This is a genomic window from Xenorhabdus sp. IM139775 (assembly GCF_028598745.1).
Lineage (GTDB): Bacteria > Pseudomonadota > Gammaproteobacteria > Enterobacterales > Enterobacteriaceae > Xenorhabdus.
Genome location: NZ_JAQRFK010000076.1, coordinates 1 through 14,139 on the forward strand (window position 1 = coordinate 1; position 14,139 = coordinate 14,139).

Consider the following 14,139-nt stretch of genomic DNA (forward strand, 5'->3'; position numbering starts at 1 on the left):
TTTTCGATGATTCTTCAATATTTCTGCCGAGTTAGCACAATATTGCTTATCGTTTGCATTGCGTTTCAGTTCACGTGAAACCGTGCTGGCATGTACACCCAGCGCTTCAGCGATCTGATATTGTGGAAAACCCTTGTTATACAGGGCTTGAAGCTGATATCTTTGCCCAAGAGTCAACTGTCGGTACTGTCTGGTTTGTTTATGCATATCAGGCCATGATTTCAGGTGTGAGAGCCATGAAATGTATCACAGTTGACTCACTCCTTTTAATATCCCGCCGATTGCACTTAATATGTTAATTCAGCGTTTGTCATTACTGTCACAGAACAGAGGATGTTAAAGGGCATGGAAAAGGATCTCGTGGGTATCCCCATTATCACTGCTATGCCTGCCGTAAAACCTTTCAATTGAACTACACCTATCAAGCCTGCAATCCCGATTTGAAAAAGCAACTTGTTGATGTGGCAATGAATAACTCGGGTGTCAGGGATACGATATTCCAAATCAGCAGAAATGCACGACAAAGTGATAGGCGCGTTCATTGAAACGGAATATGACTTTCTTTAAGTGATCTAACTATTGGAATCGTGACCCCCTTGATCACGCAAACAACGCTCATTTATCATGGCGATCAATCAATTTTGTCATGTGGCTGTTTGCGCCATGCCGGAAGCCTCCGGAAAAAAGAAGGAAAGAAAAAATATGCGAATCCCCCGCATCTATCACCCTGAACGGCTCTCAACCGGCACTGAAATCTATTTGAGTGATGATGCGGCCAATCACATTGGTCGCGTGCTGAGAATGAGTCACGGGCAAGCATTGCAACTCTTTGATGGCAGTAATCAGGTTTTTGATGCAACAATCACTGAAACCAGTAAAAAAACGGTCAAAGTCGCGATCCTTGATGCCACATTGTCTGATCATGAATCCCCACTCAATCTGCATCTGGGGCAAGTCATGTCCCGTGGTGAAAAAATGGAATTTACCATACAAAAATCCGTTGAACTGGGTGTCAACACGATTACACCACTCCTGTCTGAACGTTGTGGGGTAAAACTGGATGCAGAAAGGTTAGAAAAGAAATTACAACAATGGAAAAAAATTGCCATTTCTGCCTGTGAACAGTGTGGACGTAACCAACTCCCTGAAATTCGTCCCGTTATGTCACTTGAAACCTGGTGCGCGGAAAACGATGGCAGTCTAAAATTGAATCTGCATCCCCGCGCCAAGCATAGCATCAATACCCTTCCACTCCCGGTGGAAAAAGTACGCCTGCTGATTGGGCCTGAAGGGGGATTGTCTGCCGAAGAAATAGAAATGACAGCAAAATATCAATTTACTGATATCCTGTTAGGGCCTCGCATCCTGAGGACAGAAACGACGGCACTCACTGCAATTACTGCATTACAGGTGCGTTTCGGTGATCTGGGTTAAGGAGAAAAAATGATCAAGCTCGGTATTGTGATGGACCCAATTTCATCCATCAACATCAAGAAAGACACTAGTTTTGCCATGCTGCTGGAAGCACAGAAACGCGGGTGGGAAATTCATTATATGGAAATGAATGATCTCTACCTGCATCAGGGAGAAGCCCGCGCCCGTACACGGTTACTCTCGGTAGAAGAAAATCTACAACAGTGGTATCAGTTTGGCGGTGAGCAAGAGATCGCGCTCGATACTTTGCACGTCATTTTAATGCGCAAAGATCCCCCTTTTGATACTGAATACATTTATGCAACCTATATTCTGGAGCGCGCAGAAGCGAAAGGCAGCCTGATCGTTAATAAGCCGCAAAGCCTGCGCGACTGTAACGAAAAGCTGTTTACGGCCTGGTTCCCGGAATGGACCCCCGATACACTCGTCACCCGTAATGCCAAAAACTTACGCGAGTTCCATAAAAAACATGGCGATGTTATTTTTAAACCCCTGGATGGCATGGGGGGCGCTTCTATCTTCCGGTTGAAGCAAGATGACGTCAATGTGGGCGTTATCATTGAAACACTGACTGAACATGGCCATCGTTATTGTATGGCGCAAAATTTCCTGCCCGCCATTAAAGACGGCGATAAACGCGTACTGGTTGTTGATGGCGAACCTGTGCCTTACTGCCTTGCCCGTATCCCGGCCCAAGGGGAAACCCGTGGCAATTTAGCCGCAGGTGGCCGCGGAGAAGCACGCCCATTATCAGAAAGTGACTGGGCAATTGCCCGCGCCGTTGCCCCTGCACTCAAAGAGAAAGGGTTGATTTTTGTCGGGCTGGATATCATTGGCGACCGTTTAACTGAAATCAACGTGACCAGCCCAACCTGTGTACGTGAAATAGAAGCGGCATTCCCAGACATTTCCATTACCGGCATGCTGATGGATGCCATCGAAAAACGATTGGAAAAACAGATAGCATAACAGGCCAAATAACGGGCGTTCCCTGACAACATTTGCCATTTATAATAAGAGCCCACATAATACCGTGGGCCAAGTCACTCTTACATTGCCAAAATAATTACCAGAATACACATGAATCTACAGCATCATTTTCTTATTGCCATGCCTTCGCTCTCTGATCCTTATTTCAATCATTCTGTAGTTTATATCTACGAACATGATCAAAATGGGGCAATGGGATTAATTATCAATAAGCCGATAGCCCAAGTTTCTATCCAAAGTATCTTACAAAAATTAGATATTACCCCTAAAGATAGAGACGATACTATCAATCTCAATCGGCCAGTGATGGCGGGTGGCCCCCTGTCAGAGGAGCACGGTTTTATTTTGCATACGCCACAATCAGGTTTTGGTTCCAGTATTCAGATTTCTGAGCACACCATGATCACTACATCCAAAGATATGCTGGAAGCACTGGGCACACCACGCCAACCGGAAAATGTTTTAATGACCCTTGGCTGTTCCAGTTGGGAAACGGGTCAGTTGGAAAAGGAGATTATGGAAAACAGTTGGCTGACCGTGAACGCTGAGCCTTCCATTATTTTCAATACCCCTATCACTGCTCGCTGGCGTGAAGCAGCGTCTTTACTGGGAATTAATATTTCTAATCTCGCATCGCAAGCAGGACACGCCTGATGAAAAACCGGACAATTATTGCCTTTGATTTCGGAACCCGCAGTATTGGTGCAGCCATCGGGCAAGAAATCACCGGTACAGCCAGGGCATTATCCTCTTTCAAAGCCAACGAAGGTTCCCCCAATTGGGAACTCATTGGGAAACTACTTAAAGAGTGGCAACCCGATCTGGTCATTGTTGGCCTGCCACTCAATATGGATGGCACAGAGCAACTTGTCACTGCGCAAGCCCGTAAGTTCGCCAATCGCATACATGGGCGCTTCGGCGTACAGGTTGAACTGCACGATGAGCGATTGACCACCGTGGAAGCGCGCGCGCACCTGTTTGATCACGGTGGCTACAGGGCACTGGATAAGGGTAAGGTTGATTCCACATCTGCTGTGATTATTCTGGAAAGCTGGTTTGAACAGCACGATACCTGACCCCTGACCACCGTATCAGTCATCTTTATAATAATCCCAACAAATTGCGTTGTTGTCGGCTTTGCTCGTAAGTTTGCATACCACAAGCGGCGCCAGTCTGCATTAATGATGCAATTTGGTGATTTTTGCCTTCTCTTATCAAATGGCCAACCGCCTGATTGATGACCAAAACTTCATGAATAGCCACTCTGCCATCGTCTTTGGCAGGGAGCAGTTGCTGAGAAATGACCGCCTTTAAACTTCCGGCCAACTGGCTGCAAATCCAACCTTTTTCTTCTGCGGAAAAAACATCAACCAAGCGATCTATTGCCTGAATTGCCCCACGGGTATGCAGGGTTGACAAGACCAGATGCCCCGTTTCCGCCGCCGTCAGCGCCAGCCGGATCGTCTCTTTATCCCGTAATTCGCCCAGCAGGATCACATCGGGATCTTGGCGTAATGCCCCTTTAAGTGCCGTTTGATAATCCGCAACATCCTTACCAATCTGCCTTTGCTGGATCAAACAGTTGCGGCTTTGGTGGACAAATTCGATCGGGTCTTCCAGTGTGATGATGTGTTTACAAGTCTGGCTATTCAAGGCATTAATCATGGCTGACAACGTTGTGGATTTACCGCTTCCCGTCGCGCCTGTCACTAATATCAACCCGCTCATCTCCTGTAAAATAAGCTGCTGGATAATATCAGGCGCATAAAGTTGTTCCAATGTCGGACATTTATTTGCAATCAACCGCAATACCAATGACAAATGCGATTGCTGATAGAACAGATTTGCCCTGAGTCGCTGTTTATCTGGCATGGTGACCACAAAGTCGATATGGCCGTGCTGCTGTAACTGCTGTTTCTGCGCATCCGATAATATTTCCTCACTCCACGCTATCAGGGAACTGGATTGAATTTCTGCCAGTTGTCTCTGGGGATATAACACCCCATCGATACGCAAAACCGGAACTTGCCCGACACAAAGATGCAGATCGGAAGCATTATGCTTTACACTAAGGGACACCCATTTTTCCATATTCATTTTTTATCTCCTGAGTCAATTATGAACAATATTGAACAAAATCTTCACGATGTCAGGAACCGCATTGCTCTTGCAGCGCAAAAATGCGGGCGTTCTCCAGAAGAAATTACCTTGCTTGCAGTCAGTAAAACTAAACCTGTGGAAGCCATCGCAAAAGCCATTGCCAATGGTCAGCGGGAATTTGGCGAGAATTACGTTCAGGAGGGAGTGGAAAAGATCCAACACTTTAATCACCGTAACGATTTAATCTGGCACTTTATTGGCCCGTTACAATCCAACAAGAGTCGTCTGGTCGCCGAAAATTTTGCTTGGTGCCATACCATTGACCGGGCAAAAATCGCCCAACGGTTAAATGAACAACGTCCTGAAAACATGCCGCCTCTCAATATCCTGATCCAAATTAATATTAGTGGAGAAGAGAGCAAATCAGGCATTTTGTTGGAAGAGTTGACCAACTTGGCCGCAACAATTAGTGAGTTGCCTAATCTGGCATTGCGTGGATTGATGGCAATACCTGCACCAGAAAGCAGCGTTGAATGCCAAATAGCCGTTTTTCGCCAACTGGAACACGCCTTTATGGAACTAAACGCGCGATATCCCCAAGTTGACACACTGTCAATGGGCATGACGGATGATATGGAAGCTGCGATTACTTGTGGTTCTACCCTGGTTCGGATTGGAACGGCCATCTTCGGTGCTCGTCAGTACAGGTCATAACGCTCTTAAATTAGTAGACGAGGTTATCTCATGAAAAATCGTAAAATTACCTTTATTGGCGCAGGAAATATGGCCCGTGCCATCATTGCCGGATTAGTCAGGAAAGGTTACCCTGCCGAACTTATTACTGTCTGTTCTCCAGGCACAACCCGCCGTGATGTGCTGGCAAAAGAGTATGGCGTTAATAGCCAAAGCGATAATATTCGTTACGCGCAAGAAGCCGATGTTATTGTTCTGGCGGTTAAACCGCAAATGATGGCGGAAGTTTGTGCGTCACTGCACTCACACGTCAATTTCAGTAAAAAACTGGTTCTTTCTATCGCGGCGGGTATTCCCGTCTCCCGTTTTTACGCGCTTTTGCAGGATAATCTCAATATTATCCGCATCATGCCCAATACTCCTTCGCTTATCGGACAAGGCGTCAGCGGGCTGTTTGCGCCCGAACGGATTGAGCAACCGGATCGCGAGTTTGCTGAGTTATTAATGGGCAGCGTCGGCAAAGTTTGCTGGGTCAATGATGAAAACGGGATTAACGATATTATCGCCGTAGCAGGCAGTGCCCCAGCTTATTTCTTCCTGTTTATGGAATCGATGCAACAAGAAGCGGAGCGTCTGGGATTCGACAGTGAAACAGCCAGAGAACTTGTTCTGCAAGCCGCCATAGGTTCAGCTAAACTTGCTGAAACGCAAAAAGATCTTCCTTTTGCTATCCTGCGTGAGCAGGTAACATCTAAAGGCGGGACAACGGCTGAAGCACTGCGCATTTTTTATGAGGGCAAGCTGCCTGAAATTGTGTCCAGTGCCATGCAAGGCGCTATCCGCCGAGCGCAGGAAATGGAAAAATTATTTTAATTGGGTTAATTCAATCAGGGCTGCTACATGCAATTCTTAAACTTTCTCTTTTTTACCGTTCTGGATTTATATACTGCTGTTTTACTGCTGCGTGTCTGGATGCAGTGGGTACGTTGTGATTTCTATAATCCATTTGCACAGTTTATTGTCAAAATCACCCAACCTGTAGTGCGCCCATTACGCCGGTTCATTCCTGCCGTGGGTCCCATCGATACGGCGTCCGTGCTCCTTGCCTACCTGCTCGTTATTCTCAAGGTTCTGTTACCTATCTGGTTAACGACAGGGCAGTTTCTTATTCCTTCTGCTGCCATATTCTTGTTTGGCGTGATTGAATTCCTGACGGCGGCCGGAAAGCTGGTATTCTGGTTGGTGATCGCCCGCGCGTTATTGAGTTGGATCAGCCAAGGACGCAACCCTGTGGACTATGTTCTGATTCAATTAACCGAGCCGCTAATGGCACCTATCCGCCGCATTATTCCTTCTATGGGCGGCATTGATTTCTCAGCCATGATTGTCATTCTCATTCTCTACGCACTGAATGCGCTGCGTTACGATATGATAAGCTGGCTGGCTTCCATCTTCGCAGGCTAATAAGATAAATAGATCAATAAGATATATAGGTTAATGAAATATAATGGCAATGCAAAAAGTTGTTCTCGCCACGGGAAATGCGGGTAAGGTACGTGAACTGGCTGATTTATTGGCTGGCTTTGGTCTGGAGATTGTCGCTCAAACCGAATTAGGCGTTGATTCAGCCGATGAAACAGGTCTTACCTTCATTGAAAACGCAATAATCAAAGCCCGCCATGCCGCAGCGGTGACTGGCTTACCTGCAATTGCAGACGATTCAGGATTATCGGTGGATATATTGGGCGGTGCACCGGGCATTTATTCCGCACGTTATGCAGGTAGTGATGCCACCGATCAGGAAAATCTGGAAAAATTATTGGCAGCCATGCGCGATGTGCCTGATGAGCAGCGTCAAGCTCAGTTCAATTGTGTGTTGGTTTTCTTACGCCATGCCGAAGATCCGACGCCGTTGGTATTTCACGGTCGCTGGTCGGGCATGATCACCCGTGAACCGGCTGGAGCAGGTGGTTTTGGTTACGATCCCATTTTTTATGCCCCAGAATTTAGCTGTACCGCCGCTGAACTCACGCGTGAGCAAAAAAATACCGTTTCACACCGTGGAAAGGCATTAGCCATGTTGTTGGAAGCCCTGCGTAATGCTTAAGTTACCACCGCTAAGTCTTTATATTCATATTCCGTGGTGCGTGCAAAAATGCCCTTATTGTGATTTCAATTCACATGCCTTAAAAGGCGATGTCCCGCATCAGGAATATGTTGATCATCTATTGGCGGATTTGCAGGCTGATCTGCCCATGATTGGCGATCGTGAGGTAGCAACGATTTTTATCGGCGGAGGAACGCCGAGCCTGTTAAGTGCCGAGGGTATGCAGCGATTGCTTGATGGCGTCCGGGATTCATTGTCACTCTCGCCACAGGCAGAGATTACCATGGAAGCCAATCCGGGAACCGTTGAAGCCGAACGTTTCAGTGCTTATCAGCAAGCGGGTATCAATCGAATTTCTATCGGTGTACAAAGTTTCGGTTCCGATAAACTTATCCGTTTAGGGCGTATCCACGGCCCGGAAGAGGCTAAACGGGCGGCAAAATTGGCTGATGGGCTTGGATTGCGCAGCTTCAATCTGGATTTGATGCACGGTTTGCCCAACCAGACACTCAATGAAGCCCTGAATGATTTGCGTCAGGCGATTGAATTATCGCCGCCACACCTGTCCTGGTATCAACTGACGATTGAACCCAATACGAGTTTTGGCTCTCGACCGCCGGTTTTACCGGATGATGATGCGCTGTGGGATATTTTTTCCCAAGGCCACCAATTACTGACGGCTGCGGGTTACCAACAATATGAGACTTCGGCCTATGCCAAACCGGGTTACCAATGTCAGCATAATCTCAATTATTGGCGTTTCGGTGATTATTTAGGCATTGGTTGTGGCGCCCACGGCAAGATTTCGTTCGCCGATGGCCGTATCCTTCGTACCGTGAAAACCAGACATCCACGCGGTTATATGCAGGGGCGTTATTTGGATCAACAAAATCCGGTCGATAATGCAGATCGCCCATTTGAATTTTTCATGAATCGTTTTCGTCTACTGGAATCCATGCCACGTCAGGATTTCACCAATTTTACCGGATTGCCAGAAAGTGCCATTCGCCGACAACTAGATGAAGCCTTGTCTAAAGGCTATATCACTGAAAGCGAGACACACTGGCAAATTACGCAGCACGGAAAATTATTCCTGAATTCCTTATTGGAACTGTTTCTTTAACAAATAAACTGCACCTGAAAATTAAAAGGTGCAGTTTGTTTCACATTATTTAATCCTGCCGGTCGCCCGCGCGTAAGCAAACAGCCCGCCGGCAGAGACAATATTGGCTAGTTCACCAATCGGATCAGTTTGATATTTCTCGCCATTTTTCAGCAGAATAACGGTCTGGTTTTCGATATCAATCTCAATACTGTCCCCCGTCACTAATTTGTCACACAAACGCTCTTGCCCTGCCACGGGCAACAACTGTCCGGTTGATACGCAATTGCGGAAGAATATACGGGCATAAGATTGAGCCAGAACGGCTTTCACACCGGAAGCCCCCAATGCCGCCACAGCGTGCTCACGCGACGATCCACAACCAAAATTCTGTCCTGCCACGATGATCGGGTATTTCGCTTTTCCTTTACTTTCATCAATAAAAGGCAGTGAGCCTTCCGGCAATCCACACATCGCCAACGAAGCCAGTTGTGCATATCCTTCAGGCGTGGAAGGATTTACCTTGAGGTATTCGGCTGAGAGGATTTGGTCAGTATCAATATTGTCGGTCAATACATACACCTCACCCCGAATGATATTTTCCTTTAACTCACTCATAAAAACTCCTCAGGATTGGTTATTTGACCGGTAATGGCGGCGGCGGCAACAGAATAAGGGGAAGCAAGATAAATATTGGCTCGTTTATGCCCCATCCTGCCGACAAAATTGCGGTTGGTGGTGGATATCACGGATATGGGATCATTGACCCGCCCAAACGTATCCGGCGGGCCACCACAACAGGCGGCACATCCAGATTCAGAGGACAGTTTCACCCCCGCATCACTTAAAATCTGGTAGACAGAAACGCCATCAATTTGAGTCGTAATCGTTTTATGGAAAACTTCTTTGGTGGCCGGCACGGCATAAGTCGGAATAGTCACTTTATGCCCTTTGATAATCCGGGCTGCCGCCACAAAATCTTCCAGCTTGCCCCCTGTGCAAGAACCAATATAGGCCTGAGAAATGGCAACATTAGCCACCTGATCAATAGAAACAACGTTGTCCGGTGAATGCGGTTTGGCAATCTTCGGTTGCATCGCGGAAACATCAATATTTAATACCCGGCTATATTGTGCATCTTCATCAGGGTAAACAATGTCAAACGGGAGAGGGTTTCGTTCTGCCAAATAATCCAGCGTCGCCTGATTGGGAACCATAATGCCGTTTTTGGCACCACATTCAACGACCATATTGCAAATCGTCATGCGCTCTTCTACCGATAACTCATCAATGACATTACCGCCGAACTCGATGGCCTGATAAGTCGCGCCATCAACGGTTAATTCTGACAATACAGATAAGATCATGTCCTTAGCCAAAACATGAGCGGGCTTGGTGCCGGTAAAATTAACACGAATGGTCGTTGGCACCTTAAGCGGAATTTCTCCCGTCCCTAACGCATAAGCAGCATCAGTAATCCCCAGCCCGATGGCAAATGCACCAAACGCCCCCGCGGTCACCGTATGAGAATCGGTGCCCAATAACACTTCGCCGGGGCGGGTATGTCCCCCTTCTGCAAGCCCTATATGGCACACCCCTTTATAATCGGGTGTCCCGACATCATAGAAATATTTTATGTTCTGTTCGGCGGCAAATTCACGCATGACCCGAATGTTTTGATTGGCTTGTGGATCCGCCGAATAGACAAAATGGTCCGGGATTAAAATAAAGCGCTCAGGGTCCCATATCTTCGCATCCTGCCCGAACTCCTTTTTAAATACGCTGGCGACACCCGGGGTGCAAGGATCGTGAGACATGAGAATATCCACTTTCGCCCAAACCACTTCACCCGGAGTGACTTGTTCACGCCCACTTGCCCGCGCAAGAATTTTTTGTGTCATAGTTTGGCTCATCTCACATGGCCCTCCAAAAAATAGAAACAGACTCAACAGATTGTCATCCTAACAAGATTACTACGCCTTAATGTAGGGAAATACCATGATAGTGTTCACTGTTTCCAGTATGGGACAGTTGTCCGCAAAATGAGAATATGTGATATGTTATAGGGTAGTTCCCACGCGTAAATCATCAGGTTATTGCATGAATAATATTGAGAATCTTACCTCAATGGTGGTCTTTGCCCGTGTCGTAGAGACATTGAGTTTTACCGAAGCGGCAAAATCGTTAAGGCTGTCCAAATCTTCCGTCAGCCGCGAGATTGCCCAGTTGGAAGTCAGATTAGGCACCCAATTGCTCAACCGTACTACGCGCAAAATCCAAGTGACAGAAGTCGGCATGAGTTATTACCAATACTGCCACCGCATCCTGACCGAAGCCCAAAATGCTGAACATTTTATCCGTCATTTCCATGAAGCACCGATGGGAAATTTGCGCTTGATCGCGCCGGTATCCTTTGGCAGCCAATGTATTGTCCCCGCCTTAAACAGCTTTATTGCCGGCAACATTCATATCAGCGTTGATCTGGAACTGACCGACAGAACCATCAATATGGAAGAAGATCAATGCGATATTGCGATCATTATCGGGCGCGAAACTCCCCAATATCCGCTTGTCATGCCTTTAATTGATATCACTTGGGGTCTTTACGCAACCCCTGACTACGTAAGTCAATTTTCACCCATAGAGAAACCCGAAGATCTCCCCCGTTACGATTACCTGCTATTTCGTGGCCCCGCCCATACGATTTCCCTGCCGTTCCGTAAAGAAAGAAATAAGCTGGCTATTGAAGTTCGCAGCCGATTTCGCATCAATAACAGCGTGGCGTTAATGAGTTCCGCCCTGACCGGGGCAGGTATTGCCTATTTACCCGACTACGTTGCCCATGAAGCGGTAGCAGAGGGGAAATTAATACGGCTCCTGCCAGAATGGAGCATGGATATCTATCAGGCTTGGATACTGTTTAAATCAGAAAGTACGCTGTCTTCGCGTGTGCAACAATTTGCAAGCTCTTTGCAACGCAAGCTAAGGCAGAATCTGGAAAGCGGAAAAAAAGCGTAACGGCGGCATCAATGCGGGCACAGTAGTACCCGCTAACGATATCGGTAATGACGTGTCAATCGGCGTAATGATTAATCCATGCTCATTAATAGTAGTTGCCGTGACGGTAGTCCCAAGTCGTGAAAATGTCGGACATCAGCGCCATAATTTGATTGACGCCCAACCCCTTGCGAATTAACACCGGACACGGGGTAATATCGCGCTGCCCCTGTTGCAGGGGAACTAATTTCCCCTTTTCATCGACCATTGAAACCATCACACCTTGTTCATAACGGGTTTGCTCAGTTTCATTTGGCTGGATAGATTTAACATAGTCGTTGGCACAGATAATCAGGTCAGCCCGTTCTTCTATTCTCTCACCAATACATTCGACCAATCCACGATTACCCTTACCTGATGGGTTAGCTGAACTGGCAAAAGAGAACTTGCCATATTTTTCCCACAGTTCTTTGGCCAAGATTTCGCCGGGTTTACCAAATTTAATCACAAAACAGCTTGTACCACGCTGATCCATCATCAGTTCTTTAGAGCCATCATCGGGGATACGGGCGACGGCTTCTTCTTTCCACGGCAAAATACAGCCTAATAATCTGTCTTCATCCCAATGCCGTTGATAAAGTTCTTCAATTTCCGCGTTAAGTTGAGCCAGCTCTTTCAACTGTTCCAAAGATCCACATAAAACAACACCCGGCTTGTTGCGATTGCGCTGTTTAGCTTCAAACTTGCGCTCCAGACCTTGCGCATCCGATGTCATGATAATGTAGCCAACTTTGGTTGGGCAGACGATCATTCCTCCGTCATGAGAGAGGATCTCTACCGCTTCCTGCTGCACCCCATAGTTCCATTGAATTTTTTTGCTGCTCATATTGATACCCCTTACTGGAAACGGAAGAATTATTAATCAGTTAGCGCTGGTAGTAGCCCGTAATAGACGCTGTTGCCAAGGTATTGGCTTGGATCATAAAACGCGCAATCGCATTGGTTGTTTCAGCATCAATGCCCAGTTTTTCTACCGATAAGGCATGTACAGTGAAAATATAGCGATGGGCTTTATCACCCACGGGTGGGCAAAAGCCACCGAAACCAAACTGGCCGTAATCATTTCTGCTTTGGATCGTACCGACCGGCAATTTGCTACCATCGCTTTGCCCCGCGTTTGCAGGTAAGACATGTGTTTCAATGGGGATATCAAAAGCGACCCAGTGCCAGAAACCGCTGCCGGTTGGTGCATCTGGATCATAGACCGTTATCGCAAAACTTTTACTTCCGGCTGGCGATTCTGCCCAAGCAAGTTCGGGGGAACGGTTATCACCATTGCCACCAAATTCATTAAATTCATGCTCTTTTTTCAAGAAATCATTATGGTTAAATTCAATTGAACTGATAATCATGCTTGTGTCCCCATTGGATGCCTTTTGCAACATCCTAACGCAGATTTTCTCTGCCGCAAGATCAAGCCATGATTTTGCCTCATTGTTTCAATTTAGGAACAATATCAGTTTAGGAATAATAAGTGATTATGAATAGAAAGCAGCTTATTATCGCCCCGCGACGCGGGGTGATAATAAATATATCTTGAAGTACGACAGGCATATAACTATTTAGATTTAAGGGTAAATTCAGAGAAAAGGAATTTTACTTTGCCCAATTACAACGCATCAGCGACTGCATTAACTTGTCGCGTCATACTGTCCAAACCACCACCGGACAAGTACCAGAGATCAGATTGCAAATAGACTATTCTGCCATTTTTATAGGCATTGGTTGATTTGACTTGATCATTTTCAAACTGATCTTTTTCCAACTTACCCGCACCAATCGCTTCGCTACGATCGATAATAAAAATCACATCAGGATTGGCTTGTGCAATCATCTCTGCTGTCACAACCCGACTTTTGTTTTCATCCGATTTAGCCGGTAATACCGCACGAGGTGCTTTAATCACGTTGTAAACAATCGCCTGATTATTGGGATAGAGTTCCCCTGCGTTGTGCAGTAATACCAATACCTTGCTGTTCGCTGCTTTCGCTTTTTCCTGAGCGGCTGCAATCGCCTTTTCCAAATCAGCAAATTGGGCTTTCACCATCACCTGCTTATCGAACATTTCTCCCAACAATTTAAGATGATTATCTACGGATGACAGGTAATTTTTATTGTCCGTACTTAAATTAATGGTGGGGGCTATTTTTGACAGATCTTCATAAGAAGCACCTTGGCGTCCGGTAATGACAATCAAATCGGGCTTGATTTCCGCTAATTTTTCCAAATTCGGTTCTTTCATTCCCCCGGCATTGTGCATCGTTGCAGGCACGCCATTACGTATATACTCAGGTAAATTGCTGATAGGTAATGCAACCACGCGATCAGATAACCCCAGTTTCACCATCGAATCGTAAGTGCCAAAATCGAATAAAACAACCCGTTGTGGGTTCTTTTTCACTTGGGTTTCACCGGAAAGATGTTTTATCGTGACATCATCACCAGACTGAGCGGTGACTGAATTTGGGGTAAATGATTCGGATGATTGACTAAATGCAGAGTAACTGGTCACAGAAAGCAATGATGCAATAACAATTGGCAGGATTTTCTTCATTGTTACACCTAAATTGAGCCTATGAGTAAAAGGTGACTTGCATTCTAGGTGGCAACATAAATATGTCAACAAAATAAGAATCAATTTCATATTGATTCTTAT

The 14,139-nt window shown here is 46.3% G+C and carries 17 protein-coding genes and 1 pseudogene; 11 read left to right on the plus strand and 7 right to left on the minus strand.

Going from position 1 to position 14,139, the window contains the following annotated elements; all coding sequences use genetic code 11:
• Positions 1–207: helix-turn-helix domain-containing protein (locus tag PSI17_RS13980; protein WP_273552554.1), on the minus strand; the 207-nt coding region annotated here is incomplete at its 3' end.
• Positions 208–308: 101 nt separating this feature from the next.
• On the opposite strand from PSI17_RS13980, the pseudogene PSI17_RS17460 reads away from it, so the two are divergent.
• The 5 genes and pseudogenes from PSI17_RS17460 to ruvX form a co-directional block, all read left to right on the plus strand.
• A pseudogene (locus PSI17_RS17460) lies at positions 309–567 on the plus strand (IS1-like element transposase); the annotation flags it as partial.
• Positions 568–702: 135 nt separating this feature from the next.
• A complete protein-coding gene (gene rsmE, locus PSI17_RS13985; RefSeq protein ID WP_273552555.1) occupies positions 703–1,434 on the plus strand; it encodes a 16S rRNA (uracil(1498)-N(3))-methyltransferase in 732 nt (243 codons plus the stop codon).
• A gap of 9 nt (positions 1,435–1,443) precedes the next feature.
• A complete protein-coding gene (gene gshB, locus PSI17_RS13990) occupies positions 1,444–2,403 on the plus strand; it encodes a glutathione synthase (RefSeq protein ID WP_273552556.1) in 960 nt (319 codons plus the stop codon).
• A 111-nt stretch (positions 2,404–2,514) separates the two neighbouring features.
• Positions 2,515–3,078: a YqgE/AlgH family protein gene (locus PSI17_RS13995; RefSeq protein WP_273552557.1), complete on the plus strand. Its 564-nt coding sequence runs from the start codon at positions 2,515–2,517 to the stop codon at positions 3,076–3,078.
• Positions 3,078–3,500, plus strand: a complete 423-nt coding sequence (gene ruvX / locus PSI17_RS14000; RefSeq protein WP_273552558.1) for a Holliday junction resolvase RuvX — start codon at positions 3,078–3,080, stop codon at positions 3,498–3,500. The genes PSI17_RS13995 and ruvX overlap by 1 nt, the downstream gene beginning before the upstream one ends.
• 25 nt (positions 3,501–3,525) lie before the next feature.
• On the opposite strand, the gene PSI17_RS14005 is transcribed toward ruvX, so the two are convergent.
• Complete coding sequence (locus PSI17_RS14005) at positions 3,526–4,521, minus strand: type IV pilus twitching motility protein PilT (RefSeq protein ID WP_273552559.1); 996 nt, start codon at positions 4,519–4,521, stop codon at positions 3,526–3,528.
• Positions 4,522–4,542: 21 nt separating this feature from the next.
• Between PSI17_RS14005 and PSI17_RS14010 the strand changes: the two genes are divergently transcribed.
• Genes PSI17_RS14010 through hemW form a run of 5 tightly spaced genes read left to right on the plus strand, consistent with a single transcriptional unit; the run spans position 4,543 to position 8,447 of the window.
• Positions 4,543–5,238 carry a YggS family pyridoxal phosphate-dependent enzyme gene (locus PSI17_RS14010; RefSeq protein ID WP_273552560.1) on the plus strand — a complete coding sequence of 232 codons (696 nt, stop codon included), beginning with the start codon at positions 4,543–4,545 and terminating at the stop codon, positions 5,236–5,238.
• Positions 5,239–5,268: 30 nt separating this feature from the next.
• Positions 5,269–6,090, plus strand: coding sequence for a pyrroline-5-carboxylate reductase (proC, locus tag PSI17_RS14015; protein WP_273552561.1), 822 nt, complete (start codon positions 5,269–5,271; stop codon positions 6,088–6,090).
• Between the two features lie 27 nt (positions 6,091–6,117).
• On the plus strand, positions 6,118–6,681 hold the full coding sequence (locus PSI17_RS14020; protein WP_273552562.1) for a YggT family protein: 564 nt from the start codon (positions 6,118–6,120) through the stop codon (positions 6,679–6,681).
• A 49-nt stretch (positions 6,682–6,730) separates the two neighbouring features.
• Positions 6,731–7,324: an XTP/dITP diphosphatase gene (locus PSI17_RS14025; RefSeq protein WP_273552570.1), complete on the plus strand. Its 594-nt coding sequence runs from the start codon at positions 6,731–6,733 to the stop codon at positions 7,322–7,324.
• Positions 7,317–8,447: a radical SAM family heme chaperone HemW gene (gene hemW / locus PSI17_RS14030; protein ID WP_273552563.1), complete on the plus strand. Its 1,131-nt coding sequence runs from the start codon at positions 7,317–7,319 to the stop codon at positions 8,445–8,447. Before PSI17_RS14025 ends, hemW begins: the two co-directional genes overlap by 8 nt.
• A 45-nt stretch (positions 8,448–8,492) precedes the next feature.
• Here hemW and PSI17_RS14035 read toward each other — a convergent pair whose 3' ends face one another.
• Together PSI17_RS14035 and PSI17_RS14040 are read right to left on the minus strand one after the other, a co-directional pair.
• Entirely contained in the window at positions 8,493–9,044 is a 552-nt protein-coding gene (locus PSI17_RS14035) for a LeuD/DmdB family oxidoreductase small subunit (protein ID WP_273552564.1), read from the minus strand.
• Entirely contained in the window at positions 9,041–10,339 is a 1,299-nt protein-coding gene (locus PSI17_RS14040) for a 3-isopropylmalate dehydratase large subunit (RefSeq protein ID WP_337927216.1), read from the minus strand. The genes PSI17_RS14035 and PSI17_RS14040 overlap by 4 nt, the downstream gene beginning before the upstream one ends.
• A 187-nt stretch (positions 10,340–10,526) precedes the next feature.
• Between PSI17_RS14040 and PSI17_RS14045 the strand changes: the two genes are divergently transcribed.
• Entirely contained in the window at positions 10,527–11,444 is a 918-nt protein-coding gene (locus tag PSI17_RS14045; RefSeq protein ID WP_273552566.1) for a LysR family transcriptional regulator, read from the plus strand.
• Positions 11,445–11,529: 85 nt separating this feature from the next.
• Here PSI17_RS14045 and PSI17_RS14050 read toward each other — a convergent pair whose 3' ends face one another.
• The 3 genes from PSI17_RS14050 to PSI17_RS14060 form a co-directional block, all read right to left on the minus strand.
• Positions 11,530–12,309: an L-threonylcarbamoyladenylate synthase gene (locus PSI17_RS14050; RefSeq protein ID WP_273552567.1), complete on the minus strand. Its 780-nt coding sequence runs from the start codon at positions 12,307–12,309 to the stop codon at positions 11,530–11,532.
• A gap of 40 nt (positions 12,310–12,349) precedes the next feature.
• Positions 12,350–12,835 carry a YbhB/YbcL family Raf kinase inhibitor-like protein gene (locus PSI17_RS14055; RefSeq protein ID WP_273552568.1) on the minus strand — a complete coding sequence of 162 codons (486 nt, stop codon included), beginning with the start codon at positions 12,833–12,835 and terminating at the stop codon, positions 12,350–12,352.
• Between the two features lie 257 nt (positions 12,836–13,092).
• Complete coding sequence (locus PSI17_RS14060) at positions 13,093–14,037, minus strand: siderophore ABC transporter substrate-binding protein (RefSeq protein ID WP_273552569.1); 945 nt, start codon at positions 14,035–14,037, stop codon at positions 13,093–13,095.
• Positions 14,038–14,139: the final 102 nt, after the last annotated feature.

Bases quoted from the DNA above. Each gene is read 5' to 3' on its own strand.
- rsmE (WP_273552555.1), top strand. From the start codon at position 703: ATGCGAATCCCCCGCATCTATCACCCTGAACGGCTCTCAACCGGCACT.
- proC (WP_273552561.1), top strand. From the start codon at position 5,269: ATGAAAAATCGTAAAATTACCTTTATTGGCGCAGGAAATATGGCCCGT.
- ruvX (WP_273552558.1), top strand. From the start codon at position 3,078: ATGAAAAACCGGACAATTATTGCCTTTGATTTCGGAACCCGCAGTATT.
- PSI17_RS14050 (WP_273552567.1), bottom strand. From the start codon at position 12,309: ATGAGCAGCAAAAAAATTCAATGGAACTATGGGGTGCAGCAGGAAGCG.
- gshB (WP_273552556.1), top strand. From the start codon at position 1,444: ATGATCAAGCTCGGTATTGTGATGGACCCAATTTCATCCATCAACATC.
- PSI17_RS14005 (WP_273552559.1), bottom strand. From the start codon at position 4,521: ATGAATATGGAAAAATGGGTGTCCCTTAGTGTAAAGCATAATGCTTCC.
- PSI17_RS14060 (WP_273552569.1), bottom strand. From the start codon at position 14,037: ATGAAGAAAATCCTGCCAATTGTTATTGCATCATTGCTTTCTGTGACC.
- PSI17_RS14020 (WP_273552562.1), top strand. From the start codon at position 6,118: ATGCAATTCTTAAACTTTCTCTTTTTTACCGTTCTGGATTTATATACT.
- PSI17_RS14040 (WP_337927216.1), bottom strand. From the start codon at position 10,339: ATGAGCCAAACTATGACACAAAAAATTCTTGCGCGGGCAAGTGGGCGT.
- hemW (WP_273552563.1), top strand. From the start codon at position 7,317: ATGCTTAAGTTACCACCGCTAAGTCTTTATATTCATATTCCGTGGTGC.
- PSI17_RS14010 (WP_273552560.1), top strand. From the start codon at position 4,543: ATGAACAATATTGAACAAAATCTTCACGATGTCAGGAACCGCATTGCT.
- PSI17_RS14045 (WP_273552566.1), top strand. From the start codon at position 10,527: ATGAATAATATTGAGAATCTTACCTCAATGGTGGTCTTTGCCCGTGTC.
- PSI17_RS14025 (WP_273552570.1), top strand. From the start codon at position 6,731: ATGCAAAAAGTTGTTCTCGCCACGGGAAATGCGGGTAAGGTACGTGAA.
- PSI17_RS14055 (WP_273552568.1), bottom strand. From the start codon at position 12,835: ATGATTATCAGTTCAATTGAATTTAACCATAATGATTTCTTGAAAAAA.
- PSI17_RS13995 (WP_273552557.1), top strand. From the start codon at position 2,515: ATGAATCTACAGCATCATTTTCTTATTGCCATGCCTTCGCTCTCTGAT.
- PSI17_RS14035 (WP_273552564.1), bottom strand. From the start codon at position 9,044: ATGAGTGAGTTAAAGGAAAATATCATTCGGGGTGAGGTGTATGTATTG.